Source organism: uncultured Thermus sp. (assembly GCF_938010445.1).
Classification (GTDB): Bacteria; Deinococcota; Deinococci; order Deinococcales; family Thermaceae; genus Thermus; species Thermus altitudinis.
This window is the reverse complement of sequence record NZ_CALLUR010000061.1, coordinates 1-23,498: the sequence shown is the minus strand read 5'-3', so window position 1 is coordinate 23,498 and position 23,498 is coordinate 1. Positions and strand designations below refer to the sequence as shown.

The 23,498-nt window shown below is 64.4% G+C and carries 27 protein-coding genes; 8 read left to right on the top strand and 19 right to left on the bottom strand.

The window, feature by feature from the left end; genetic code table 11:
- The first annotated feature begins 14 nt into the window (after positions 1 to 14).
- Positions 15 to 665 carry a peroxiredoxin gene (locus Q0693_RS03465; protein WP_298629228.1) on the top strand — a complete coding sequence of 217 codons (651 nt, stop codon included), beginning with the start codon at positions 15 to 17 and terminating at the stop codon, positions 663 to 665.
- A gap of 54 nt (positions 666 to 719) precedes the next feature.
- Here Q0693_RS03465 and Q0693_RS03460 read toward each other — a convergent pair whose 3' ends face one another.
- The gene (locus tag Q0693_RS03460) at positions 720 to 968 is read right to left on the bottom strand and encodes a zf-TFIIB domain-containing protein (RefSeq protein WP_298629226.1); all 249 of its coding nucleotides are present in this window, start codon (positions 966 to 968) and stop codon (positions 720 to 722) included.
- Complete coding sequence (locus Q0693_RS03455; protein ID WP_243030304.1) at positions 969 to 1,649, bottom strand: zinc metallopeptidase; 681 nt, start codon at positions 1,647 to 1,649, stop codon at positions 969 to 971.
- Between the two features lie 257 nt (positions 1,650 to 1,906).
- Here Q0693_RS03455 and Q0693_RS03450 point away from each other — a divergent pair, with 257 nt between their 5' ends.
- Positions 1,907 to 2,764, top strand: a complete 858-nt coding sequence (locus Q0693_RS03450) for a sulfurtransferase (protein WP_243030303.1) — start codon at positions 1,907 to 1,909, stop codon at positions 2,762 to 2,764.
- A 37-nt stretch (positions 2,765 to 2,801) separates the two neighbouring features.
- Here the strand turns inward: Q0693_RS03450 and sdaAA are convergent, their stop codons facing one another.
- A complete protein-coding gene (sdaAA, locus tag Q0693_RS03445; RefSeq protein WP_298629222.1) occupies positions 2,802 to 3,665 on the bottom strand; it encodes an L-serine ammonia-lyase, iron-sulfur-dependent, subunit alpha in 864 nt (287 codons plus the stop codon).
- Between the two features lie 44 nt (positions 3,666 to 3,709).
- On the opposite strand from sdaAA, the gene Q0693_RS03440 reads away from it, so the two are divergent.
- On the top strand, positions 3,710 to 4,363 hold the full coding sequence (locus Q0693_RS03440; protein ID WP_298629221.1) for a response regulator transcription factor: 654 nt from the start codon (positions 3,710 to 3,712) through the stop codon (positions 4,361 to 4,363).
- 3 nt (positions 4,364 to 4,366) lie between these two features.
- On the opposite strand, the gene rplS is transcribed toward Q0693_RS03440, so the two are convergent.
- The 6 genes from rplS to ffh all read right to left on the bottom strand — a co-directional run bounded on the left by rplS (position 4,367) and on the right by ffh (position 8,053).
- Entirely contained in the window at positions 4,367 to 4,822 is a 456-nt protein-coding gene (gene rplS / locus Q0693_RS03435; protein WP_243030300.1) for a 50S ribosomal protein L19, read from the bottom strand.
- Positions 4,823 to 4,878: 56 nt separating this feature from the next.
- Entirely contained in the window at positions 4,879 to 5,598 is a 720-nt protein-coding gene (gene trmD, locus Q0693_RS03430; protein ID WP_298629219.1) for a tRNA (guanosine(37)-N1)-methyltransferase TrmD, read from the bottom strand.
- On the bottom strand, positions 5,599 to 6,087 hold the full coding sequence (gene rimM / locus Q0693_RS03425) for a ribosome maturation factor RimM (protein WP_243030299.1): 489 nt from the start codon (positions 6,085 to 6,087) through the stop codon (positions 5,599 to 5,601). It abuts the gene before it with no gap.
- Positions 6,088 to 6,147: 60 nt separating this feature from the next.
- A complete protein-coding gene (locus tag Q0693_RS03420) occupies positions 6,148 to 6,366 on the bottom strand; it encodes a KH domain-containing protein (protein ID WP_243030298.1) in 219 nt (72 codons plus the stop codon).
- Between the two features lie 115 nt (positions 6,367 to 6,481).
- Positions 6,482 to 6,742: a 30S ribosomal protein S16 gene (gene rpsP / locus Q0693_RS03415; RefSeq protein WP_243030297.1), complete on the bottom strand. Its 261-nt coding sequence runs from the start codon at positions 6,740 to 6,742 to the stop codon at positions 6,482 to 6,484.
- 6 nt (positions 6,743 to 6,748) lie between these two features.
- On the bottom strand, positions 6,749 to 8,053 hold the full coding sequence (ffh, locus tag Q0693_RS03410) for a signal recognition particle protein (RefSeq protein WP_298629216.1): 1,305 nt from the start codon (positions 8,051 to 8,053) through the stop codon (positions 6,749 to 6,751).
- Positions 8,054 to 8,259: 206 nt separating this feature from the next.
- Between ffh and mgtE the strand changes: the two genes are divergently transcribed.
- From mgtE to Q0693_RS03395, 3 genes are all read left to right on the top strand, one after another.
- Positions 8,260 to 9,609 (top strand): magnesium transporter, encoded by a 1,350-nt coding sequence (gene mgtE / locus Q0693_RS03405; protein ID WP_298629214.1) that lies wholly within the window; start codon positions 8,260 to 8,262, stop codon positions 9,607 to 9,609.
- Positions 9,609 to 9,998 carry an inorganic diphosphatase gene (locus tag Q0693_RS03400; RefSeq protein WP_366140507.1) on the top strand — a complete coding sequence of 130 codons (390 nt, stop codon included), beginning with the start codon at positions 9,609 to 9,611 and terminating at the stop codon, positions 9,996 to 9,998. The genes mgtE and Q0693_RS03400 overlap by 1 nt, the downstream gene beginning before the upstream one ends.
- A gap of 593 nt (positions 9,999 to 10,591) precedes the next feature.
- Complete coding sequence (locus Q0693_RS03395; protein WP_298629210.1) at positions 10,592 to 11,830, top strand: hypothetical protein; 1,239 nt, start codon at positions 10,592 to 10,594, stop codon at positions 11,828 to 11,830.
- On the opposite strand, the gene queA is transcribed toward Q0693_RS03395, so the two are convergent.
- From queA to Q0693_RS03365, 6 genes are all read right to left on the bottom strand, one after another.
- Positions 11,820 to 12,854: a tRNA preQ1(34) S-adenosylmethionine ribosyltransferase-isomerase QueA gene (gene queA, locus Q0693_RS03390; RefSeq protein WP_298629208.1), complete on the bottom strand. Its 1,035-nt coding sequence runs from the start codon at positions 12,852 to 12,854 to the stop codon at positions 11,820 to 11,822. The genes Q0693_RS03395 and queA overlap by 11 nt on opposite strands.
- Positions 12,851 to 13,387: an NYN domain-containing protein gene (locus Q0693_RS03385; protein WP_243030292.1), complete on the bottom strand. Its 537-nt coding sequence runs from the start codon at positions 13,385 to 13,387 to the stop codon at positions 12,851 to 12,853. The genes queA and Q0693_RS03385 overlap by 4 nt, the downstream gene beginning before the upstream one ends.
- An 11-nt stretch (positions 13,388 to 13,398) precedes the next feature.
- A complete protein-coding gene (locus Q0693_RS03380) occupies positions 13,399 to 15,984 on the bottom strand; it encodes a phosphoenolpyruvate carboxylase (RefSeq protein WP_298629205.1) in 2,586 nt (861 codons plus the stop codon).
- The gene (locus Q0693_RS03375) at positions 15,981 to 16,739 is read right to left on the bottom strand and encodes a TIGR00282 family metallophosphoesterase (RefSeq protein ID WP_298629203.1); all 759 of its coding nucleotides are present in this window, start codon (positions 16,737 to 16,739) and stop codon (positions 15,981 to 15,983) included. Before Q0693_RS03375 ends, Q0693_RS03380 begins: the two co-directional genes overlap by 4 nt.
- Before the next feature lie 37 nt (positions 16,740 to 16,776).
- The gene (locus Q0693_RS03370) at positions 16,777 to 17,055 is read right to left on the bottom strand and encodes a DsrE family protein (protein WP_298629201.1); all 279 of its coding nucleotides are present in this window, start codon (positions 17,053 to 17,055) and stop codon (positions 16,777 to 16,779) included.
- A 373-nt stretch (positions 17,056 to 17,428) separates the two neighbouring features.
- Positions 17,429 to 17,659, bottom strand: coding sequence for a hypothetical protein (locus Q0693_RS03365; protein ID WP_243026836.1), 231 nt, complete (start codon positions 17,657 to 17,659; stop codon positions 17,429 to 17,431).
- 22 nt (positions 17,660 to 17,681) lie between these two features.
- Between Q0693_RS03365 and Q0693_RS03360 the strand changes: the two genes are divergently transcribed.
- Positions 17,682 to 18,353, top strand: a complete 672-nt coding sequence (locus Q0693_RS03360; protein ID WP_243031307.1) for a recombination protein O N-terminal domain-containing protein — start codon at positions 17,682 to 17,684, stop codon at positions 18,351 to 18,353.
- Here the strand turns inward: Q0693_RS03360 and greA are convergent.
- Genes greA through Q0693_RS03345 form a run of 3 tightly spaced genes read right to left on the bottom strand, consistent with a single transcriptional unit; the run spans position 18,348 to position 21,540 of the window.
- Positions 18,348 to 18,818 carry a transcription elongation factor GreA gene (gene greA / locus Q0693_RS03355; RefSeq protein ID WP_243026834.1) on the bottom strand — a complete coding sequence of 157 codons (471 nt, stop codon included), beginning with the start codon at positions 18,816 to 18,818 and terminating at the stop codon, positions 18,348 to 18,350. The genes Q0693_RS03360 and greA overlap by 6 nt on opposite strands.
- 56 nt (positions 18,819 to 18,874) lie before the next feature.
- Entirely contained in the window at positions 18,875 to 19,693 is an 819-nt protein-coding gene (locus Q0693_RS03350; RefSeq protein WP_298629248.1) for an aminotransferase class IV, read from the bottom strand.
- Entirely contained in the window at positions 19,690 to 21,540 is a 1,851-nt protein-coding gene (locus tag Q0693_RS03345; RefSeq protein ID WP_298629198.1) for a chorismate-binding protein, read from the bottom strand. The genes Q0693_RS03350 and Q0693_RS03345 overlap by 4 nt, the downstream gene beginning before the upstream one ends.
- Positions 21,541 to 21,987: 447 nt before the next feature.
- Between Q0693_RS03345 and Q0693_RS03340 the strand changes: the two genes are divergently transcribed.
- A complete protein-coding gene (locus tag Q0693_RS03340; RefSeq protein ID WP_243031311.1) occupies positions 21,988 to 23,313 on the top strand; it encodes a hypothetical protein in 1,326 nt (441 codons plus the stop codon).
- On the opposite strand, the gene Q0693_RS03335 is transcribed toward Q0693_RS03340, so the two are convergent.
- Positions 23,300 to 23,498 (bottom strand): vitamin B12 dependent-methionine synthase activation domain-containing protein (locus Q0693_RS03335; RefSeq protein ID WP_298629195.1); only part of this gene is annotated, 199 nt, incomplete at its 5' end. The two genes, Q0693_RS03340 and Q0693_RS03335, sit on opposite strands and share 14 nt — an antisense overlap.

Here is a 23,498-nt window from a genome sequence, read left to right as displayed (position 1 = left end):
CGAGGAGGTCTGGTATGGAAGAGACCGTTACCCTTCCCCGTCTAGACGAACCTGCGCCGGACTTCGTGGCCAAGACCACGGCTGGGGAGCTTCGGCTATCCGACCTCAAGGGCAAATGGGTGGTGCTCTTCAGCCACCCCGCCGACTTTACCCCGGTGTGCTCCACGGAGTTTCTGGCCTTCGCCAAGCGGCAAAAGGAGTTTGAGGAGCTGGGCGTTCAGCTGGTAGGCCTTTCCATTGACTCCATCTACGCCCACCTGGCCTGGCTGAAGGACCTGGAGGAGATGTCCGGGGTCCAGATTAACTTCCCGGTCATCGCCGACCTGGACATGAAGGTGTCCAAGCTCTATGGCATGATCCACCCCGCCGCCAGCGAAACCGCTGCGGTGCGGGCGGTGTTCATCATTGACCCCAACGGTATCCTCCGGGGCATGCTGTATTACCCCCTCACCACGGGTCGGAACATTGACGAGATTCTGCGCTTCATCCGGGCTCTCCAGTTCACCGACCGCACCGGCCTGAACACCCCTGCCGACTGGCAACCCGGGGAGGCCGCCATCGTCAAGCCTCCGGCCACCTTGGAGGAGCTTAAGGCCGACGAAGCCAGAAAAACCGAGTACGCCGAGTACAGGCGCTGGTACCTCCGCCTCAAGAAGGCGGAGTAGCCCATCCCCGAAAAAGCCCCCGGGGTCTCCCGGGGGCTTTCAGGGTGCATGCCCTCAGTCAAAGAGGTCAAAGATCTCCAGAAACCCCTTCTTTTTCCGGTAGGGTTTCCCTTCCTTGCGGTAGTAGACCTCCCTTTCCTCCTCGTAGGAACGCTCCACTTCCCGGGCCTCGGCCAGGAGTTTCTCCAGCTCCCCCTTGTCCAGCCAAACACCCCCGCACTGGGGGCATACGTCCAACAGGACCCCCCGTCTTGCCACCTCCCGCATGCCCACCTGGCAGTTGGGGCAAAGGAGAAGGGGCATCTACTCCTCCCGGCGGCCCATGAGGAGGCTGGCGTAGTAAAGAAGGGTGGCCAAGGAGCTGGCTAGGGCCGCCACATAGGTAAGGGCTGCCCAGGTCAACACCTGGCGGGCGGGGGCCATCTCCTGTTGGGAAAGAAAGCCCATGCGCCTTAGGAACTCCAAGGCCCGCCTCGAGGCGTCAAACTCCACCGGCAGGGTGACCAGCTGGAAAAGGGCTACCGCCAGGAAGAGGTAGAGGCCCAGCTTGGCCAAACCGATCGCCCCCACCATAAGCCCCAGGATCACCAGCCAAGGCCCCAGGTTGGAACCCAGGCTGGCGGCCGGCAGCAGGCTGGCCCTTACCCGCAGCCAAGCATACCCCTGGGCATCCTGCACCGCATGCCCCACCTCGTGGGCCGCCACCGCCAGGGCGGCTAGGCTGGGCGAGGCGTAGTTGGGCTCGGAAAGCCGCACCGCCTTGGCGTGGGGGTCGTAATGGTCGGTGAGAGCCCCCGGCACCGGCTCCACCCGCACGTGGGTGAGGCCATGGGCATCCAGGATGGCCCGGGCCACCTGGGCCCCCGTGAGGCCACGGCTATTGGCCACCCGGCTAAAGCGGGCAAACGTAGCCTGCAACCCTCCTTGTATCACCATGCTGGCCACGAAGACCAGCACCATGAGCAAAAGCGCCAACATGTCCATTCCCGTGCACCTCCTTACGGAGAGTAGCAAAAAACCGAGGCCACCCGTAGGTGGTCTCGCCATGCGCCTTCAGGCGCCCCAGCCGACCGGGGAAGGCTCCCGTACTGACGATCGGCTGGCCCCCACTGGGGGCGGCTACTCCCCGCAGGTACCTTTATACCAGACGCCCACCCCCATGGCAAGGCCCTGTTGCCAAATGTGGGCTCGTTTCCTTTATTACTTCACGCTCAGGGGTATGTTGGCCTGGGAGGTGCGGTATGGGGTATGCCCATCCTGAGGTACTGGTAAGCACGGAATGGGTTCAGGAGCGCCTGCAGGACCCACAGGTTCGGATCCTCGAGGTGGACGAGGACATCCTCCTCTACGACACCGGCCACATCCCCAACGCCCAGAAAGTGGACTGGCAGAGGGACTTCTGGGACCCCGTGGTGCGGGATTTCGTGGATGAAGAGGGGTTTGCTAACCTCATGGAAAGGCTTGGCATCTCCAACGACACCACGGTGATCCTCTACGGGGACAAGAACAACTGGTGGGCCGCCTATGCCTTCTGGTTCCTCAAGTACAACGGCCACCAGGACGTGCGCCTGATGAACGGGGGACGCCAGAAATGGGTGGAGGAGGGCCGCCCCCTCACCACCGAGGTGCCCACCTTCGCAAAAGGCCACTACCGCGTCCCCTATAGGGATGAGTCCATCCGCGCCTACCGGGACCAGGTGCTCAAGCATATCCTCAAGGTGAAGGAGGGCAAGGGCGCTTTGGTGGATGTGCGCAGCCCCGAGGAATACCGGGGAGAGCTCACCCACATGCCCGGTTATCCCCAGGAAGGGGCCCTACGGGCCGGCCACATCCCGGGTGCCAAAAACATCCCCTGGGCCAAGGCGGTAAACCCCGATGGCACCTTTAAGACCGTAGAGGAACTAGAGGCCCTGTACCAGCCCCTGGGGATCACCCCGGACAAGGACGTGGTGGTCTACTGCCGCATCGCCGAGCGCTCCAGCCACTCCTGGTTTGTCCTCAAGTACCTTCTGGGCTATCCGCACGTGAAGAACTACGATGGCTCCTGGACAGAGTGGGGCAACCTGGTGGGGGTGCCGGTGGCCAAAGGCGAGGAGTAGCCCCATCCTGCCCCTTGGCGCCCCAGGGTGGCCGGGCTCAATCCTCGGAAGCCTGCCCTAGGGCCTGGGCGGCAAGCCGACGCCCCGTGGGGGTGTCCGCCAAGCCCCCAAGGCCCGTTTCCTTTAGCTCCAAGGGCAGGAGACGGCCGATGCCCGCCATGGCCAGGATCACCTCATCGGGAGGGATCACGCTCCTGATGCCCGCAAGGGCCATGGAGGCAGCGCTCACCGCATGGACCGCATAAAACCCATTGCGCATCACACAGGGGACCTCCACAAACCCCCCCACGGGGTCGCAAACCAGGCCCAGGGTGTTCTGCAGGGCTAAAGCGGCCGCGTGGGCACAAGCCTCGGGGCTCCCTCCGAGGAGCTCGGTAACGGCGGCGGCCGCCATGGCGGCCGAGGAACCGATCTCCGCCTGGCACCCCCCGCTGGCCCCCGCGATGTAGATCTGGCGGTTGATGATCTTGGCCACGCCGGCGGCCAGGACCATGGGCATGAGAAGGGCTTCGTCGGGGATACCCAGGTGATCCGCCACCCCCAGAAGAGCCCCCGGCAGGGTCCCGGCGCTACCCGCTGTGGGTGCGGCCACAATCCGGCCCATGCGGGCGTTCTCCTCATTGACCGCCATGGCGTAGGCCTGGACCCGTTTCAAGAGGGGGTCCCGCAAGGGATCGGGGGCCTCCCACAAGGTCTTGGCGTTCCAACCCACCATCCCCGCCACGCTGGGGGCATCCGAGGCCAGACCCCTGCGGATGGAATCCCGCATGACGCCCAGGCGCTCCCGAAGCCCATCCAGGATAACCTCGGGGACTAAACCGGTTTCCTCCACCTCCTCGCGAAGCACCGCCTCCGACGCCCGGCCAGAAAGGCTTGCCAGTTCGTTCAGGGTTAATGGCATAGCCTCAGTATAGGCTTTGGCCCCATCCGCCCAGGGGCGGGCCTATGCTAAGGGCAGGAATGGGGACTCCAGAACCTAGCCTCCGCGTCCTGATCGCCGATGACCACCCCCTCTTCCGCCTGGGGCTTAGGGCGGGCCTCGAGGGGGAAGGCCTTGTGGTGGTGGCCGAGGCCCAGGACGGACAAGAAGCCCTGGACAAGACCCTGGCCCTAAGGCCAGAAGCCGTGCTCCTGGACCTCAGGATGCCCGCATTGGACGGGTTAGAGTGCACCCGGAAACTACGCCACGCGGGATACCAAGGCCTTATCGCCCTTCTCACCACCTACCAGGAGCCCGCTTTGGTACGGGAGGCCTATCTGGCCGGGGCCGACGCCTACTTTTCCAAGGAGCTGTCCGCCCCCGAGCTGAAAAGGCGCCTCCTGCGCGTAGCCCGGGGGGAGGAAATCCTCACCCCCCCTGACCTCCCCGTCCTGACCCCCAGGGAGGAAGAGGTGCTGGGCCTTCTGGCCCACGGGCTTTCCGTGAAGGAGATAGCCAAGGCCTTAGGCCTTTCCCCGGATACGGTGAAAGACCACCTGGAAAGCCTCTATGGCAAGCTCCTGGCCCGGAACCGGGTGGAGGCCTTGGCCAGGGCCAGAGCCCTGGGGTTCCTGACCAAAGCCGGAGGGCGGGATTCCCCGCCCCCCAGCACGGGATAACGGCTACTCGGCGCTGGACTCCCCTTGGGCGGGTGCCTCGGCGGCCTCGGCGATGGCTGCCTCCTTGGCGGCCTTGGCCATCTCCTGGTCCTGGCCGATGCGCTTGCGGTCGGCGCGGAGCTTACGGCGGATCTCCCTCTCGGAAAGCTCACGGATGAAGTAAAGCTTGGCCCGCCGGGCCCGGCCCCGCTGGACGATCTCAATCCGCTCAATGAGGGGGGAGTTCAGGGGGAAGATGCGCTCCACCCCTACCCCGTAGCTCACCTTGCGCACGGTGAAGCTGGTGTTGTAGCCGTTGCGCTTGATCTTGATGACGATGCCCTCAAAGTTCTGCACCCGGGTGCGGTTGCCTTCCTTTACCCGGTAGGCCACCCGTACGGTGTCGCCAGGCCGGAACTCGGGCAGGTCGGTGCGGGTATACTTGGCCTCCACCACTTTAAGAAGAGCTCCTCGGTTCATCCCAATCCTCCTACCCCAGAGGAACCCTTAGGGGTTCATGGGCAACAGCCTCTAGTCTAGCCCTCCCGGTCCGCTTCTGCAAGCCACTGGGCCTCGAGGGGCCCAAGCCTCGCCTCCCTAAGAAGCTCGGGGCGCAGGGCCAGGGTTTTCCGCAAGGCCTCCCGCCGGCGCCAGCGCTCCACCTCCTGGTGGTTCCCGGAAAGGAGGACCTGGGGTACCTTTAGCCCGCGGAACTCCGGCGGACGGGTGTAGTGGGGGTAGTCCAAAAGCCCCCCTACAAAGGAGTCCTTGCGGTGGCTTTCCGGATCCCCGATCACCCCGGGAAGAAGCCGAGCCGTGGCCTCCAACACCGCCAAGGCCGCCACCTCCCCCCCCATGAGCACATAGTCCCCCATGGATAGGGAACGGGTCACAAAGGCCTCCACCCGGGCGTCAAACCCCTCGTAACGCCCGGAAAGAAGGACCAGGTGCTCCTTCTCGGCCAGCTCCTCCGCCACCTTTTGCGTGAAGGGCTCCCCCGCCGGGGAGAGGAGGATCACCTCGTCCGCAGGGAGCACCGTCTCCAAAGCCGCCACCGCCACATCAGGACGGATCACCATCCCCGCTCCGCCGCCATAAGGGGTATCGTCCACGGTGCGGTGGCGGCCCAGGCCAAAGGCCCTTAGGTCCACCACCTCCACCCTGATGAGCCCCCGCTCCCTGGCCCTTTTGATCAGGGATTCCGAAAGCCAAGGAAGGATGAGCCCAGGGAAAAGGGTAAGGATGCTGTAGCGCATTCACTCAAAAAGCCCGGGGATGGGCTCCACGTGGATCCCTTCCGCCTCCACCCGCACGTAAGGGGCCTGCAAGGGTACCAGGAACTCCCTTTGGTCGCGAAGCCTCTCCCCCACCCCGCGGATGATCAAGACGTCCTGGGCCCCAGCGTCCAGGATGTCCACCACCTCGCCCACCTGAACCCCCTCCACGAACACCGGCAGGCCCATGAGGGCAAAGTAGTAGTACTGCCCCGCCGCCAAAGGGGGAAGTTCCGAAACCTCGGCGTACACCCTGAGGCCCACCAAGGGCTCCGCCAGCTCCCGGCTTCGCACCCCCACCAGGTGGACCACCAGCTCATCCCCCACCTGGTAGAGGTCCTCCAGCGCCCGCCAGCCATGCCCTTCCACATAGACCCGCTCCAGGTGGGCCACCACGGGCTCACCCCGGAACTTAAGCCCTCCTTGAAGGGCATAGGGCGCCCCAAACCGGCCTATCTCCACCAGGCGCATACCCCTATTATGCCAAAATCCCCTTGCCTGCGCCCACGCTGAGGAAGAAGGGGTCTAGTCCTAGCGCACCTCCACCCCCACCTTGCGCTTGGCGTAGGCCCGTACCAGGGTGCGGATGGACTCAATCACCCGGCCCTGCTTGCCGATAAGCCGGCCCTTGTCCTCAGGGGCCACCTCCACCATGTACACCGGCCCCTCGCGGGTGCGCCTTTCCTGCACCCGGACCCGCTCCGGCTGGTCCACCACGCTCTTGGCCAGGTATTCCACCAGGTCCTTCATGCCCTAATCCTAATGGGAAAACGCCGGAGGGAAAACCCTGCCGGCGCCTGGCCTCCCCCTTCACCCCCTTGGCCCCGAGCCCTGGCTATACCTGGGGCCCCAGCTGGGCGAAGGGCTAAGCGGGCTGGTCCTGCCGGAAAACCCCCGCCTGCCGGAGAAGCCTACGTGCGGTGTCCGTGGGTTGAGCGCCCACGGAGAGCCAGTACCTGGCCCTCTCCACGTCCACCTTAAGCCACTCCGGGGTGGTCTTCCGGGGATCGTAGTAGCCTATCTTTTCAATGTACGCCCCGTCGCGCTTCTTGCGGCTATCGGCCACCACGATGCGGTAGTGGGGGTTATGCTTGGAGCCGAAACGAGAAAGACGGATCTTGACCATTCTCCCTTACCTCCTGAACATTCCCATGAGTCCCCGGCCCTTGTTCTTCTCCAGGGACTTCATTAGGGCCTTGGTCTCCTCAAAGGCCTTGATGAACCGGTTGATCTCCTGCACGCTGGTGCCGCTTCCCCTGGCGATGCGCTTGCGCCGGGAGGCGTTTAGGATGCGGGGGTCCTTCCGCTCCTCGGGGGTCATGGAAAGGACGATGGCCTCCAGGCGCCTAATGGCCTTATCGTCCACCTGAACCCCTGCGGGCAAGGCCTTCCCCACCCCAGGGAGCATGGAGAGCACCTCCGAGAAGGAACCGAGGCGCTTGAGGTTTTGCATCTGTTTCAGGAAGTCCTCCAGGGTGAGCTCCTTGGCGGACTTAGGGGCTTCGGCCTCGAGGCCCGCCGCCCTCACCTTCTCCGCCAGGGTGGCCACGTCCCCCATGCCCAGGATACGGCTCGCCAGCCGGTCCGGATAGAAGGGCTCCAGACCCTCGGGGCGCTCGGAAACCCCGGCGAAGTAGATGGGCTTCCCCGTCACGTGCCGGGCGGAAAGGGCGGCCCCACCCCGGGCATCCCCGTCCAGCTTGGTGAGGATGAGGCCCGTGACCCCCACCTTCTGGTCAAAAGCCTGGGCCACCCCCAGGGCCTCTTGGCCGGTCATGGCGTCCAGGACCAGCAGCACCTCGTCGGGGCCCAAGACCTCCTTGAGGCGGGCCAGCTCCGCCATGAGGGGCTCGTCAATCTGCAGACGCCCGGCGGTGTCCACCAGGATCAGGTCGCGAACCTCCTGCCTGGCCTTTTCCTCCACCCGGCGGCGGATGGACTCGGGGCTTTCCCCGTCCTGAACCTCCAGGACGGGCACCCCGATCCTCTCCCCCAGGATGCGAAGCTGCTCCCGGGCCGCGGGGCGCTGGGTGTCGGCGGCCACCAGGAGGGGCCTGCGCCCCTTGCCCTTGTAGAAGAGGGCCAGCTTGGCGGCGGTGGTGGTCTTACCCGAGCCCTGCAAACCCACCAGGAACCAGAGGTTACGGTCCTTCAGGGTAGGGAAACGGGGCTCGCCGCCCAAGGCCTCCTTTAGGGCCTCGTAGACCGTGGCCAGGACCACCTCCGCCGGGGTAAGGCTCTCTAGGACCTTCTGGCCCAGGGCCTTTTCCCGCACGCTCTCCACGAAGGCCCTGGCCACCTCCAGGTTCACGTCCGCGTCCATCAGGGCCCGACGGATCTCCCTGAGGGTGGCCTTCAGGTCCTCCTCGCTGATGCGGCCCCGGCCCCTTAGGCGGTCTATGGCTTCCTGCAGTCTCCCCGCTAGCTTGGCAAACATGCGCCTCCCGGCCACCAGGCCGGGCCTTAGGATAGGGCACACCCCTTGAGCGTGTCAACCTCAATTTTTCCCACACTTCTAGCGAGGTCGGTTGACGGGGAAAGTCTGACCCCCTAGGCTAGAAAGGGTATGACAGGGGCTTTGCCCTCGAGTCCTAGGCCCTGAAGGCCGCCATGGGCGGCCTTCGGCGAGAAAGGAGGCCGCCTGTGGAAACGACCCTTTCCCCCCTTCGCCAAGCCCTGCGAGAAGGCGACACCCTTGCGCTTCAGAAAATCCTGGAGGAAATCCATCCCCAGGACCTCTTGAGCCTTTGGGATGAGCTGGAAGGGGAGCACCGCTACGTGGTCCTCACCCTCCTGCCCAAGGACCGGGCCGCGGAGGTCTTCTCCCACCTAGGTCCCGAGGAGCAAGCGGAGTACCTGAAAACCCTCCCCCCCTGGCGGGTGCAGGAACTCCTGGAGGAACTCTCCCTAGACGACCTGGCCGACGCCCTCCAGGCGGTGGAGGAGGAGGACCCCGAGCTCTTCCGCCGCCTAAAGGAAGCCCTGGACCCCGAGACCCGGGCCGAGGTGGAGGAACTCACCCAGTACGAGGAGGACGAGGCGGGCGGCCTCATGACCCCCGAGTACGTGGCGGTACGGGAGGGGATGACCGTGGAGGAGGTGATCCGCTTCCTGCGCCGGGCCGCCCCCGATGCGGAAACCATCTACTACATCTACGTGGTGGATGAGGCGGGCCGCCTTAAAGGGGTGCTCTCCTTGCGGGACCTGATCGTGGCCGACCCCCGGACCAAGGTGGCGGAGATCATGAACCCCAAGGTGGTCTTCGCCCGCACGGACACCGACCAGGAGGAGGTGGCCCGCCTCATGGCCGACTACGACTTCACCGTTTTGCCCGTGGTGGATGAGGAGGGGGTGCTGGTGGGTATCGTCACGGTAGATGACGTCCTGGACGTGATTGAAGAGGAGGCCACCGAGGATATCCACCGCCTGGCCGCCGTGGACGTGCCGGATTTGGTCTACAGCCAGGCCTCCCCCATCGCCTTGTGGCTGGCCCGGGTGCGCTGGCTGGTGATCCTGATCCTGACCGGCATGGTCACCAGTTCCATCCTGCAAGGGTTTGAAAGCCTCCTCGAGGCGGCCACGGCCCTGGCCTTTTACGTACCCGTGCTCCTGGGCACGGGAGGCAACACCGGCAACCAATCCGCCACCCTCATCATCCGCGCCCTGGCCACCCGGGACCTGGACCTTAGGGACTGGCGGCGGGTCCTCCTCAAGGAAAGCCTGGTGGGAAGCCTTCTGGGCCTCACCCTGGCCACGCTGCTGTTGGGCAAGGTCTTTCTGGATGGCCACGCCCCCCTGGCCCCAGTGGTGGGCCTAGCCCTCTTCCTCCTGGTCCTGTTTGCCAACCTGGTAGGGGCCATGCTCCCGGTGGTGCTGAGGCGTCTTGGCGTAGACCCGGCCTTGGTGTCCAATCCCCTAGTGGCCACCCTTTCGGATATCTCGGGCCTCCTCATCTACCTTACCGTGGCCCGGCTTCTCCTTAACCTGGGATGATGCGGCTTTCCATGGTGGTGGAGTGGAGCAAGGGAAGCCCCTTCCGCTATGCCTGGAAGGAAGGGAAGCTCCGCCTGGTGGCCGTGGACCAACCGGCGCCGGTAAACTACGGCCTCATCCCGGGCCTCATCAATCCCGCCGACGGGGAGGAGGTGGATGCCGTGTATCTGGGCCCACCCCTCCCCCCGGGAACCCGGGTGGAAGGAGAAGTGGTGGGGATGGTGTGGCTAGCGGATGGGGATCACAAGCTGGTCCTAGCGGATGCCACCCTCCCCAAGGACCAGGAGCTGGCGCCCCTTCTGGCCTGGTTCTCCCCTGAACGCCAGGCCCGCTTCCTAAGCCCCATAGAGGCCCAGGCCTTCCTGGTAAAACTGGGCCTTCCTCGCTAACACCCATCCCGATAGAAGGCCATCCCGCAGGCCCAAAGCCAAACCGGGCCCCAATGGAGCCACGCACACCCATGGAGCCTAGGGTCTTAATCCCCTTTTGGGGAAGCCTCTCGTGCGGCGGCACCTCCATAAGAACGACGTCCCAGACAATGCCCCTATTAGGAAGGTTTGGGAGAAGGCTGACGCTTGGAATGTACACATGGCGAATAACGGGGGCTTTGCGGGTTTGGTGCCGCGGTATGCCTCAAGGAGAAGAGCCATCAAAAGGTGAAAACCCATACTCCCCTTGCGCAAGAAGCTTCCCGCCCTCTGGTCCGAAGCCCCGGCCCTAGCCCCTTCGCGTAAGGGCATGCCGAGGGCGACGCGTCTGGGGGAAACCACGTGTGGAACAAGGCCGACCAAATTCGCTTGTCTGGTGAAATCTTTTGCGCGGCAAACCTGCGGACAAACATATGGGCAGGGAGCAAGCCCCTTTATACAGGCCCAGGGAAGGAGTGCAGGCCTTATAAGCGTTTGTCCTCTTCCCATAACCACTCCACCGGCTATACCCTTGCGTTTGCCTAAGGTATACTCTCCTGGGAGGACCACCAAATATGAACCCTAAGCGCAGGCAGATTCTGAAGGCTGGAGCGGCCTTTATCGCTCTCACCCAGGTGGAAAGCCCAGCAAGGGCGCAAAAGGCTTCGGGGATTACCTGGTCCCCTTACGTGGTCTATCTCAACGCCAACGCCAAGGCCTTCATCGTAGACACGCGCACTGACGAGATTGTGGCTACGTTGCCCACCGCCAAGGGGGCCACTTTGGGGAGCATGACCCCCGACGCCAAAAAGGTGTACGTGTCCGGCGCGGGTGAAGGGGAAACCCGGGTGGTGGTGCTGGACCTGGAAAAGCAGCAGGTAGCCAAGGTTTTGCAAACCGGTAATCGGCCCAAGCACGGCCTGGTAAGCCCCGACGGAAAGCTGGTGGGCGTGGATCACTGGGGGCTCAGCGATGGCAAGCTCCGGCTGGTCTTCATCCGGGTGGAAGACGACTCCATCCACAAGGTTATTGAGGTCCCCGTGACCAAGGCTCCCAAGGGCGTTACCTCCATGCACAACGCCTGGAGCCTGGACGGGCGGTACTTCTTCACCATGGATCGGGTGGACGATCGCCTGGTGGTGGTGGACACGGCCACCTGGGAGGTGCAGACCCATCCCGCCCCCAGTGTGCCCCACTATGCAGTGGTGAGCCCAAACGGGAAGGAACTCTGGTTGATTCATGAAGGTAACGACCAAGTCCGGCCAGGCATTGCCGTTTATGACCTCACCCGGCCCGGGCGCCCCATCGTCCAGCGCATGGATATGCCCCTCATTGGGGAGGAAGCCGTGGAAGCCCACCATGGGAACTTCAGCCAGGATGGCCGGTTTTTCCTAGCCTTAAACCGGGGGCCAGGCAACAACCTGCGGGGACGGGAAGTGGCCATCTTCTCCGCCGTCAGCAAGCGGTTGGTGCACCGGCTGACCTGTGCCAGCACGGGAGTAGGCCACACGTACAACACCCCCGATGGCCGCCGGGTGGTGGTCACCAACTACGGGAACAACGTGATCACCATCATTGACCTGGTGGGGATGCGCACCGTTAAAGACCTGGTGATCGGCAAGGGGCGCATGGGACACGTGGCCTTTACCCCAGATGGGCGCTACGGTTACCTCTCCAACGCCGATGGCAACCTCTACAAGCTGGATATGGCCCGCCTCGAGGTGGTCAAAACCATCGTCACGGGGGAAACCTCAGGCGGGGGGCAGGTGCTGAACGTCTGGACCAACGTCTTTGAGGAACTGCCTAGAGGATGAGCATGGCATCCCCCAAGGAGTAAAACCGGTACCGCTCCGCCACCGCCAGCCGGTAGGCCTCCATGGTCCTCTCATAGCCCAAAAAGGCCGCCACCAGCAGGAGGAGGGTGGAGCGGGGCAGGTGGAAGTTGGTGAAAAGGGCGTCTATCACGCGGAAGGTGTAAGGAGGGCGGATGAAGAGCCGGGTTTCCCCCGCACCCGGCACCACCCCCACCCCTTCCCGATAGGCGCTTTCCAAGGCCCGCACCACGGTGGTGCCCACCGCCACCACCCGCCTCCCCTCCTTCTTGGCCCGGTTTACGGCCTCGGCGGTTTCCTGGGGGATTTCAAAGGGCTCGGAGTGCATCGGGTGGCTTTCCAGGTCCCCCTTGACCGGGCGGAAGGTACCGGGCCCCACATGAAGGGTTAGGAAACGAAGCTCCACCCCCATCTCCGACAAGCGGGCGAGAAGCTCAGGGGTAAAGTGCAGCCCCGCCGTGGGCGCCGCCACCGAGCCCGGGCGCTTGGCGTAAACGGTCTGGTAGCGCTCAGGGGGAATCCTGGCCTTGATGTAGGGGGGCAAGGGCACCTCCCCCACCTCTTCCAAATGGGCCAGGAGGTCCCCTTCAAAGCGAAGAAGCCGCACCCCACCCTCCTCCACCCCCACCACCTCCGCGTGCAGGCCGGGAACCTCCCGCAAATCCCGCGGCGAAAGAAAGCGCAGCCAAGTCCCAGGCTTGGCCTTCCTCCCAGGCCCCACCAAAGCCTCCCAAAGACCTGGGGACCTTTCCCGCACCAACAGCACCTCCACCCTTCCCCCTGTGGGCCTCGTAGCCAGGAGACGGGCCGGGATTACCCGGCTCTCGTTGAAGACCAGGACATCTCCCGAGCGTAGGTACTCGGGCAGGTCCCGCACCCGGCGATGTTCTACCCTAAAAGGACCCTCCCGATACACCACCAGCATCCGGGCCAGGTCCCGGGGCTCCACCCCCTCTTGGGCGATGAGCTCCGGGGGAAGGAAGTAATCGTAAGCCTCCAGGCTCATCGCTCGGTGTTTTTGGGCTCCATGAAGGCGTTGGGAATCTCCGGGAGGTGCGTAAAGCGGTCCACGGCGTCTATGAGCCTCTGGGCCGTGGTCTCGCGAAAGGCGATCACCTCTACCCGGATGCCCCTTTCCATGAGGACCTCGAGGATCTCCACAAAATCCCCATCCCCGCTTCCCAGGACCACCACGTCCAGGTGGGGCATGAGCCGCACCATGTCCGCAGCGATACCCATATCCCAGTTGCCCTCGTAGATGGGCTTCCCTCCCTCGCCCAGCTCCTTCACCGTGAGGTACATGCGCCTAACCCGGTAGCCGATGGTGGAAAGCTTATAGATGAAGGGCCAGGCGGAGGTATCCCCCTCCTTTTCCACCACATAGGCGGTGGCCCGCACCAGGCGCCTCCCCCCCACGGCAAAACGCAGGAGGCTCTCAAAGTTCACGTTGCGCTCATAGTAGTCCCGGGCGGAGTGGTAGAGGTTTTGGGTGTCCACGAAGACGCCCACCCGCTGGTCAGGATGCTGGCCGAGTTCCATCGGCCTCCATCTTACCCCGCATTCCTGAGACCTGCCGCCACCCCCAACAAGGAAAGCAAGAGGGCCTTCCTCAGGGCCTCGTCCTCCCGGCCTCCGGGGGCACGGTAGCGGCGGAGGAGCTCCACCTGCACGAAGTTGATGGGGTCCACGTAGGGGTTGCGTAGCCCGATCTGCCTTTCCAGGGTCCTTTGGTTGTGGAGGAGGGGGGCCTGGAAGATGCCTTCCAGAAGCGCCACCGTCTTGCGGTACTCCTGGGCGATGCCATGGAAAAGGGGATGAAGCTCCTCGGGCACCAGGCGCAGGTAAAGCCCCGCCACCCCGATATCCGCCTTGGCCAGGGCCATGGCGGCGCTCTCCAAGGTGGTGGCAAAAAAGGGCCATTCCTGGTACATCTGTCTGAGAAGATCCAGGGGAAGGCTTTCCAAGGCGCTAAGCCCATACCAGCCCGGCAGGAGAAGGCGCACCTGGGTCCAGGCCATCACCCAGGGGATGGCCCTCAGGTCCCGGATCTCCCGCACCCGGCCGTGCCGGTACACGGGGCGGCTGGCGATGGGAAGTTCCCCGATCTCCCGGATGGGGGTGAGGGCCTCAAAGAAGGGGAAGAAACCCTCCTGGGCCAGAAGGGCCCGGTACCGGCGCACGCTCTCCTCCCCCGCCTGCCAAAGGGCCTCCCGCCACTCGGGTTTGGGTTCCATCCCCTCCCCCAAGGCTGCCTGGGCGAAATGGTAGAGGAGCTGCTCCAGGTGGCGCACGGCCAGCTCAGGGTGGCTGTACCGGTCCGCCAAGGCTTCCCCTTGCTCCGTGAGACGGATGCGGTGCCCCACGCTCCTAGGGGGCAGGCTGGCGATGGCCCGGCCTGCGGGGCCCCCACCCCGGGCGGTGGAGGTACCCCGGCCGTGGAAGAAGAAAACCGGCAGGCCAAAGCCTTCCCCCACCCTGGCCAAGGCCTCCTGGGCCTCGTACAGGGCCAGGTTGGCGGCCAGGAAGCCCACATCCTTGTTGGAATCGGAGTAACCGATCATCACCTCCACCCCACCCCGGCCCCGAGCGTGGGCAAGAAAGACGGGGTTGGAGAGAAGGCGGGCCAGCACCTCCGGGGCCCGGTGGAGGTCCTCTAGGGTTTCAAAAAGGGGCACCACGTCAAAGGGCAAGGAGGCGCCCGGGCGGTATAACCCCACCTCCCGCGCCAGGAGGAAGACCGCCAGGATGTCCGCAGGATGGTGGGTCATGGAGACCACATGGGCCCCCTTGTCCCGCCAGGCCCTAAGGGCCCCCAGGGCCACCCGCAGGGCCTCGCCCCTGGGCTCCTCCCCCACGGGCAAAAGGGGGCGGGCGCTTGCCAGCTCCCGGGTGAGAAGCGCCTCCTTCTCCTCCGGGGAAAGGGAGAGGAAGCCGGGATGGACACCCCCCACGAGGAGAAGCTCCTGGGCAGCCTCCAGAAGCTTTATGGACTCCTCCCTGAGGTCCAGGGGAGCCAGCTCCAGGCCGAAAGCCTGCAGGCGGGCCTCGAGGGGCCGGAAAAAGGAGAGGGCCACCTGCCCTAAGCCCACCGTCCCCAGGCCCTCCTCCGCCATCCGCAGGGCCTTTAAAAGCTCCTCGGTGCTGAGCTCTTCCCTTTCCAGCCGGGCATAAAGCCGGGCAAAGAAGCGGCGGTAGGGTTCGCCGGGAAAGCGCTCCACCCCTTCTCCCCCCTCCCGGATACCCCGGGGGACGGGCACCTTGGTCTCGGAGAGGGAGAGGTCCCGCACCAGCCCCTCCAGCTCCCCTAGAAACCGTTCCCGGGCCACCTGGCGGGCATACCGACCCGCGAAGGCGGTCACCTCTGGGGTGACGAAGGGGTTGCCATCCCGGTCGCCTCCGATCCAGCTCCTAAAGCGCACCGGACTCTTCAGGCGGGGCCGTTTGCCATACACCTGTTCCAGGGCCGCCTCGAGGCCCTCCACCACCCGCGGCACCGCCTGCCAAAGGGTGGTGGGCAGGTAGTACAGCCCCCCCTTGATCTCGTCCTCCACCGTGGGCCTGGCCTTGCGCACCTCCTCGGTGGCGTAAAGCAGGGCTACCCTGGCTGCCAAGCGGGAGCGGTCCTTGGCCTCCAGCTCTTCTTGAAGCTTTTCCAGATGGTATCTTAGGGTCCGCCGGCGGGTCTCGGTGGGATGGGCGGTGAAGGTGAGCCATAGCTCCAGGCGGTTGAGGTGGGCCTCCACCTCCTCCAGGGAAAGACCCCTTTCCTTCAGGGCCTGGGCCAAGGCCAGGAAGCCCTCGGGCCTAGGGTTCTCCGGGGTTTCCGCCTGGGCCCTGAGCCGGTTCACCCGCACCCGGTGCCTCTCCTCCGCCAGGTTCACCAGGTGGAAGTAGTGGGTGAAGGCCCGCACCAGGGCCTCCGCCTCCTCTAGGGAAAGCCCCTCCACCCGCTTTAGGAGGACGGCGCTCGCTCCCTCGTCCCCTTGCCGCCGGGCTTTGGAAAGCCGGCGCACCTCCTCCACCAAGGCAAAAAACCGCTCCCCCGAGATGGCCCGGATGGCCTCCCCCAGAAGGCGACCCAAAAGGTCCACCTCCGCCCGCAAGAGGTCAAAGGTGTCCTCCTTCCCCTGCGTCAAGGTTCCTCCCACACATAAGGGCCTATGGAAACCCCCTTGCCTCCTTCCAGAATCAGCTCCGTGGCATGGAAACGGGCCCTTCCCTGCGCAGCCCTAAAGGGCTGGGGCCTACCCGTGAGGAAGCGGGCCAGGAAGGTTTCCACCTCCCCACCGATGATGGACTCGTAGGTGCCGGTCATGCCCACATCGGTCTGGTACAGGGTACCCTTGGGCAGGCGCATGGCGTCCAGGGTGGGCACGTGGGTATGGGTGCCCAAGACCGCAGAAACCCGCCCGTCCAGGTAGTGGGCCAAGGCCATCTTCTCGCTGGTGGCCTCGGCGTGCACCTCCACCAGGATATAATCCGCCCTTTCCTGGGCCAAAAGGGCATCCAGGGTGCGGAAGGGATCGTCCAGGGGGTCCATGAAGATCCGGCCCATCACCTGCACAAAGAGGAGGCTCTCCTCCCCTGCCCAAAGCCGCCACCAACCCCGCCCCGGGGTACCCGGAGGGTAGTTGAGGGCCCGGACCACCGGCTCCTTTTCCAAAAGGTCGTAGACCTCCTTGTGGTCCCAGGCATGGTTCCCCAAGGAAACCAGGTCCACCCCTGCCTCGCGTAGGATGCGGTAGGAACGACGGTCTAGGCCCTTGCCCTTGGCGGCGTTCTCCCCGTTGGCAATGACCAGATCGTACCGGTCCCGGATATCCGGCAGGTGCAGGCTCACCGCCCTGAGACCGGGCTCGGCCATCACGTCGCCGATGAAGAGGACCCGCATGGGGGCATTATACGCACCCGTCCGGGTCCTTTCAGGTTCAACCCACCTTGATGTACGCGTACCCTTTGGCCTGGAGCTCCCCTAAAGCCCCCACCCCAGAGGGCACCCACTTGAGGAACGCCTCCGGCAGAAGTTTGTCCTTGGGGATGTTGTTCCGGCTAAAGGTGATCTCGCAGAGGTAGTATTCCACCCTCAGCTGGGCCAGCTGCTTCACCCGGCGGAAAAGGGCCTCCCGGTCATACTGGGCCGAGGCCCACGGGGTACCCTCCAGATCCTTGAGGAAAAACTGAACCCCAGCCCCATGGGCCACCAGCACGACTTTTTGAAGGAGGCGTTGCCGTAGACGGAGAGGTGGTTGCCGATGTTGGCCTGCATCGGCCCAAAGCGGTTGGGGTCCCCGAAGTCCAGGTGGTACCCTACGGCCACGGGGGTTTCCTCCTTGAAGCCCTCCTAGGCCAGCCGCTCCTTGGCCCGCACCCCCAACAGGGAACCCGCCCCCAAAAGAGCCCCCAACCTCAACAGAAGCCTGCGATCCATACTCCCTCCTTCCTACTTTAGGGGGAAAGCGTACACCCTTGATTGGCCCTAGGTCAAGGGTACAGAACGCATTATGGATAAACCCGGCCTCCTGGTCTAAGACCGGGCACTTATTGGGGCGTACCCTGGAGGCTCTCTTTGTTACCGCCTCCTCATGCGCTACGCTTTTGCAAAAGGTAAACGACCCCGTAACCAATGGCCGCCAGTATCAGCAAAGGGATGGCGAACTTAAGTAACTCCCAGATTAAGCCGGAAAGCGCTAGGAGCACCCGACCCAAGAAGGTGAAGACCCATCCCCCCACCCAAAGGGCAAGGAGAACCCCCACCACCACCAAAAGGCCCAAAACTACCCATTCCAGGATGTCGCGCAGGGTCCGTTCCATGGCTTAAGCATACACTGGAAATGTGGAGGGGTACCACCTGGAGGAAGGCATCGTGGTGGGGCGCAAAGCCTTACCCCAAGGGGACCTGCTCCTGCGGTTCCTAACCCCAGGGGGAAGCCTCGAGGCCATGGTGCGCAAAGGCCTCCGCCCCACGGGGCGTTCGGGAAGGCTTTCCCTCTTTCACCATGTGCGCTTCCAGCTTTACCGCAAGGGCGAGGGCCTGCCCACCCTCACCCAAGCCGAGCTAATGGGCCGGCTCCATGGTCTGGAGGAGCCTAGGCGCTTCCTTCTGGCCTCCTTTCTGGCGGAACTCGCCTACCGCCTGGCCTCCCCCGAGGCCGCGCCCAGGATCTACCCCGTCTTCATCTCGGGCCTACGGGGCATCGCCAAACACCCCCGGCCCCTGCTACCCCTGGTATGGGCAGGCTGGCGGGTGGTGAAGGCGGGGGGCCTGGGTCCCAACCTTTTGGGGCCGGGTTTATACCTGAAGACGGGCCGCCTGCAGGATGAGGGCATCTACCTGGGGGAAAGGGGCGTGGAAGCCCTCAGGGCCATCCTCCACCTCCCGGGTAGCGAGGCCCTGCCCTATCTGGAGGAGGCTCCCTTGGAAAGGCTACTGCTGGCCCTCAAACACCATGCGGAAGAGGCCCTGGGCCCTCTGAAGGCCACGCCCGCGCTCACCGCGGAACTATAGGGGCTTGATCTCCAGGATGGTGTAGACCTGGGCTCCCTTCTTGCCCCTTATCTCCACCACGTCCCCCACCTTCTTGCCCAAAAGGGCCTGGCCCAAGGGGGACTCGTCGGAGATCTTGCCGCTGAAAATGTCCGCCTCGTGGCTCCCTACAATGGCCAAAGAGAGCCTTTCCCCGGATTCGGTTTCCAGCTCCACCTGGCAGCCCAAGGCCACCTGCTCATAGGAGCCATTCCCCTCCACCACCACCGCCCGGGCCAAGAGATCCTCCAGCTGGGCAATCCGGGCCTCATTCTGCCACATGGCCCGGCGGGCCTCATCGTAGCCGGCGTTCTCCCTTAAATCCCCTTCCTCCAAAGCCTGCTCAAAATCGGCGGAAATCTCCTGCCGCTTGGTGGTCTTTAAGTGGTTGAGTTCCTCCTGAAGGCGCCTATAGCCTTCTGGGGTCAGGTAGACCGGCTTCTTCATCCCTTCCCTCCGCGTAAAAAGGGGCACCAGCCCATGGGGATGGGCTGGAGGTACCGCTATTCAGTATAGCAGGCGGGAAGGAAGCGTTCCACCAAGGGGGCCAAAGCCTCCGGAAGCGGCCCCACGGGCAAAAGCCCCACCCCGCTTCCCGCTAGGAGCAAGTTTCCCCTTGCCCCTTCCCGCTCCCCTCCCCGACGGCGCAGGGCCAGTTGCGGCGGAAGAGGTGGCGGTTCGGCCAAGGGAAGTTCCCAGGGGTAAAGGCGGGCCCTTTCCACCCTGAGGCCCAGTTCCCAAGCCGCCTCAGCCACCTTTATCCGGGTGATCCCCTCGAGGCCCCCCTCCAGGAGCAAGAGCACCCCATCCCGGTAAAGGAGGGGGCTGGTGCGGCTTCCGTCCACCACATGGCCCTCGCCATCCTGCAAAAGCCCCTCAAAAGCCCCCTGCCCCTCCGCCTCCTTCCAGGCCAGACGGTAGGGCAGGTAGTTGCCCGTCTTAAAGCGGTACAGGTCCGGATGCACCCGGTAGGGCGTCAGGAGAACCCGCACCCCTTCCTCATAGGCCGCCAAGGGAAGGGGCGTATAGGGCCGGGCCTCGGTAAGCCAGACCCCCTCCCCCACGGTGAAGCGGAGGCGGAGGCAAGGAAGGTGGGAAAGCTCTTTCTTAAGGGCCTCGAGGTCCTTCAGGAACACCCCATCCCCCGGGTAAGGAAGCCCCAAGGCCGAAGCATGCCGCCTTAGGCGGTGGAGGTGTTCCCCAAGCCAAAGGGCCTCTCCCCTTTCCACCCGCAAGGTGGTGAAAACGCTTAGGCCATGGTACAAAAACCCTTCCGGAAGGGGCTCGCTGAAGGGCTCCCCTTTCAGGAGCACCCGCCTCAGGTCTCCTCCAGGAACCTTGCCAGAAGCTCCATCCCCCACGGGGACAGGATACTCTCCGGGTGGAACTGGACGCCATAGGCCCGCCTGCCGTCCCAGATGGCCATGGGCACCCCCTCCGCTGTCCAGGCCAGAAGGCGCACCTGGGGAGGAAGGTTTCTAAGGGCCAGGGAATGGTAGCGGGCAAAGGGAAGGGGATTGGGTAGGCCAGCAAAGAGCCCTTCCCCGCTATGGAACATGGGGTGGGCCTCCCCGTGGACCGGCCTTTCCCGGTAAAGCTCCGCCCCCAAGGCTACCCCCAAGGCCTGGTGCCCCAGGCATACCCCCAAGAAAGGCATCCCTTCCAGCAAGGCCTGTTGCGTCCAGGCCAAAACCCTTCCCGCGGCAAAGGGGTCCTTGGGCCCTGGCCCCACCACCAGGTGGGTAAAGCCTCGGAAACGGGGAGGCTCCTCCTGGTCCACCACCACCACCTCCGCTCCCAGGGCCCTCAGGTAATCCACCAGGTTGTAACTAAAGGAATCGCGGTTTTCCAGGAAAAGCACCCGGGCCCTTACCTGGCGGGGAGGAGGGGGTGGGGCCCAGGAGTCCGCAGGTTTGGGGGGTCTCGGCCTGGCCCCCGGCTGGCCCCGGTCCAAGGCCAAGAGAAGGCTTTCCGCCTTGTGGAGGGTTTCCCGGTACTCCGCTTCGGCCTGCGAACCGATCACGATCCCCGCCCCAGCGGAGAAAAGCACCTCCTCCCCCACCCTTTGAAAGGAACGGATGAGGATGTTGAAATCCGCCCCCCGGCCCGAAACGTACCCCAGGCTCCCCGTGTAAGCCCCCCGGGGTACGGGCTCCAGGTCGCGGATGGCCTCCATCACCGTCCCCTTGGGGGCCCCGGTGATGGTGCCCCCCGGGAAGAGGCTGGCGAAGACCTGGCCCAAGGAAGCCCGGGCATAGCCTTCCACCTGGGAGACCAGGTGCATGACGTGGGCGTAGCGCTCCACGGTGAAAAGTTCCCGCACCCTCACGGTGCCCGGCAAGGCCACCTTGGCCAGGTCGTTGCGCAGGAGATCCACCAGCATGGCATGCTCCGCCCGCTCCTTGGGGGAGGCCAGGAGCGCCTGCTCCAAGGCCAGGTCCTCCTCCTCCGTTCGCCCCCGGGGACGGGTGCCGGCAATGGGCCGGGTACGTATCCGGCTTCCCACCTTCTGGAAAAGCCGCTCCGGGCTACCCGAGACCACCGCCCAACCCTCCCCCTCCACAAGCCCCATGAAGGGGGAAGGGTTCAAGGAACGAAGACGGGCATAGAGGAGAAGGGGGTCCACGGTGCCCAGGAGCCGGAAGCGGTGGGAGAGGTTCACCTGGTAGACCACCCCGGCCCGGATCCTCTCCTGGACGGCAGAAACCCCATCCAGGAAGGCCTCCTTGGGGAAGTCGGACACCAGGGGGTGAGGGGGCAAAGGAGGGGGGTTGTAGGAAAGGGGCTTCAAGGGGAAGGAGGGGATACCCACCAGCCTCCCCCCCAGAAGGGCGAATCCCTCGGGGTAGTAGGAGAATGCGGCCTCGGGAAGTCCAGAAAGGGGCTTGTGGGTGGCCAGGCCCAGGTGCCGGGCAAACTCGTAGGCAAAGAACCCCATCCAGGCAGGGAAATACCCCCTCCCCAGGCCCTTCTCCAGGTAGGCGAAGATGTCCAGGGCCTCGCCCACCCGCTTTCCGTCCAGGTAAAGCCGGCCCTCCCACACCTCGAGGTGGTGCTTAGGCCGCACCCCCAGGAGAGAAAGTTGGGAGAAAGGGGTCCTGACCCCTAAGGATTCCAGGAGAAAGGGCTTTAGCCCCAAGGTACGGGCAGCGTGGTAAAGCCCCAACACGGGGCCAAGTATACGGGTCCCACCGCAAACCGTTAAGCGCCTTGCCCATCCGCCACCTATCCCTTATCTTTTCCAACAAGGGGGTTAAAGGTGGACCGGTACTGCCCCGAACCCCGGGTCAGGATGGAAAAGGACCTGCCCCCTTGGAAGGTCCATTCCACCCCCCTGTTGGGGGTTTGCTGGATCGGGAACCGGTTTCTTGCCGTAGGGTGGCACGGCTTGGTTTTGGAAAGCCAAGACGGGTCCCACTGGGATTCGGTGAGCATCCCGACCCCCCTACCCCTCACAAGCTGCACCCACGGGAAAAACCTTTTGGTGGTGGTAGGCGCCCGGCAAAGCATTTGGGTTTCCAAAGGGGACGGGACCTTTCAGGAAGTACATGGGGGCCGCGACCAACGGGGCCTTTGGCAGGTTGTCCACGGGCATGGGCGCTACTTGGCGGTAGGCATGGAGGGACTGGCCTTAACCTCCCAAGACGGCTACAAGTGGCACCTCCTGAACCTCGGTGTAGAGGCCAACCTCTGGGGAGCTGCTTTCGGCCAAGGACGGTTTGTGGTGGTGGGCGACCGGGTGATCCTGGTTTCCCGCGACGGCATACGCTTTGAAAAGCACCCCGCCCCCGGGATTCTCAACGCCGTAACCTATGCTGAAGGCCTTTGGGTAGCGGTGGGCTGGGGCGGATTGATCCTCACCTCCCAGGACGGACAGACTTGGAAGGAACAAGCCTCCTGGACCTGGAAAGGACTCTTCGGGGTCACCTATGGCCGGGGAACCTGGGTGGTGGTGGGAGAACAAGGCACAGTCTTGGCCTCCAAGGATGGTCAGGCGTGGCAACGGGGCCAGCTGGAGGGAAAGCCCTTCCTTACCGATGTTGCTTGGAACGGCACCCACTTTGTGGCCACGGGCTGGGGGTCCTCCCTCTACACCTCCCTGGACGGTTTCCTTTGGTACCCGGTCCACCCGGGCACGGGCCAAAACCTTTTTGACCTTACCTATGGTCAAGGCGGGTTCGTGGCCGTGGGGCACGAGGGTTCCCAAGGTGTTCTCCTCTTCTCTCCCAATGGCTTGTGTTGGCACCTGGCCGCCCGGATGCCGGGCTGGGCCATGGGAGTGACCTGGGGCAAGGGCCGGTTCGTAGCCGTGGGTGAAAGGGGACTTGTAGCACTTTCCACCGACGGAAAGCGTTGGCAACGGATCCCACACCTCCCACCGAAGTGGCTCTATGGGGTGGCCTTTGGCCACAATCGGTTCGTGGCCGTGGGCGAAGTCCTTCTCCTGTCGGAAGACGGCCTATCCTGGCAAAGCTTTCCCCTACCCGAGAATCACTCCCTCCTGGGAGTGACCTTCGGCAATGGGGTGTTTTTGGCGGCGGGAGAAAGGGGCAGACTCTTCGCCTCCTCCGACGGCCTAAGTTGGCAAACCGTTTTGGTAGGGAGCACCCCCTGGTTCAAAGGCCTGGCCTATGGCAACGGGCGATTTGTGGCCACGGGGTACGGAACGGTATTGGTAGCCCAAAGAGGTTGGGACTGGGAGGAGGTTCACGCGCAGCACCTTCCCAAGTACCTCCCCAGCGTAGCCTATGCCGAAGGCCGATTTGCTCTGGTAGGCCATCCCCGTCCTGGAAACGGCGTGGTCGCCTTTTCGGAGGACGGCCACGCCTGGGACGACCTCCACCCTCTCCACACGGAACCGGAAGCCATTGCCTTTGGCGAGGGGCGATGGGTGGTTGCCGGGGTGTGCGGCACCCTCTTGAGCGGGCCTAGTCCACGTTAAAGTACCGCGCCTCGGGGTGGTGCACCACGATGGCGCTGGTGCTATGCTCCGGGTCCAGCTGGAAGTTCTCCGTGAGGCGAACGCCTATCCGGGCAAAGACCATGAGCCGGTCCAGCTTGGCTTGGTCGGCTAGATCAGGGCAGGCGGGGTAGCCGAAGGAGTACCGGGCCCCTTGGTAGCCCTGT

Bases quoted from the DNA above. Each gene is read 5' to 3' on its own strand.
- rplS (WP_243030300.1), bottom strand. From the start codon at position 4,822: ATGAACCGAGGAGCTCTTCTTAAAGTGGTGGAGGCCAAGTATACCCGC.
- rpsP (WP_243030297.1), bottom strand. From the start codon at position 6,742: ATGGTCAAGATCCGTCTTTCTCGTTTCGGCTCCAAGCATAACCCCCAC.
- Q0693_RS03455 (WP_243030304.1), bottom strand. From the start codon at position 1,649: ATGGACATGTTGGCGCTTTTGCTCATGGTGCTGGTCTTCGTGGCCAGC.
- Q0693_RS03460 (WP_298629226.1), bottom strand. From the start codon at position 968: ATGCCCCTTCTCCTTTGCCCCAACTGCCAGGTGGGCATGCGGGAGGTG.
- greA (WP_243026834.1), bottom strand. From the start codon at position 18,818: ATGAAGAAGCCGGTCTACCTGACCCCAGAAGGCTATAGGCGCCTTCAG.
- Q0693_RS03340 (WP_243031311.1), top strand. From the start codon at position 21,988: ATGGAGGGACTGGCCTTAACCTCCCAAGACGGCTACAAGTGGCACCTC.
- Q0693_RS03365 (WP_243026836.1), bottom strand. From the start codon at position 17,659: ATGGAACGGACCCTGCGCGACATCCTGGAATGGGTAGTTTTGGGCCTT.
- Q0693_RS03400 (WP_366140507.1), top strand. From the start codon at position 9,609: ATGCGGCTTTCCATGGTGGTGGAGTGGAGCAAGGGAAGCCCCTTCCGC.
- Q0693_RS03465 (WP_298629228.1), top strand. From the start codon at position 15: ATGGAAGAGACCGTTACCCTTCCCCGTCTAGACGAACCTGCGCCGGAC.
- Q0693_RS03375 (WP_298629203.1), bottom strand. From the start codon at position 16,739: ATGCGGGTCCTCTTCATCGGCGACGTGATGGCCGAGCCCGGTCTCAGG.
- Q0693_RS03450 (WP_243030303.1), top strand. From the start codon at position 1,907: ATGGGGTATGCCCATCCTGAGGTACTGGTAAGCACGGAATGGGTTCAG.
- ffh (WP_298629216.1), bottom strand. From the start codon at position 8,053: ATGTTTGCCAAGCTAGCGGGGAGACTGCAGGAAGCCATAGACCGCCTA.
- Q0693_RS03440 (WP_298629221.1), top strand. From the start codon at position 3,710: ATGCTAAGGGCAGGAATGGGGACTCCAGAACCTAGCCTCCGCGTCCTG.
- Q0693_RS03385 (WP_243030292.1), bottom strand. From the start codon at position 13,387: ATGGAACTCGGCCAGCATCCTGACCAGCGGGTGGGCGTCTTCGTGGAC.
- rimM (WP_243030299.1), bottom strand. From the start codon at position 6,087: ATGCGCCTGGTGGAGATAGGCCGGTTTGGGGCGCCCTATGCCCTTCAA.
- queA (WP_298629208.1), bottom strand. From the start codon at position 12,854: ATGAGCCTGGAGGCTTACGATTACTTCCTTCCCCCGGAGCTCATCGCC.
- sdaAA (WP_298629222.1), bottom strand. From the start codon at position 3,665: ATGCCATTAACCCTGAACGAACTGGCAAGCCTTTCTGGCCGGGCGTCG.
- Q0693_RS03420 (WP_243030298.1), bottom strand. From the start codon at position 6,366: ATGAAGGACCTGGTGGAATACCTGGCCAAGAGCGTGGTGGACCAGCCG.
- Q0693_RS03395 (WP_298629210.1), top strand. From the start codon at position 10,592: ATGAACCCTAAGCGCAGGCAGATTCTGAAGGCTGGAGCGGCCTTTATC.
- trmD (WP_298629219.1), bottom strand. From the start codon at position 5,598: ATGCGCTACAGCATCCTTACCCTTTTCCCTGGGCTCATCCTTCCTTGG.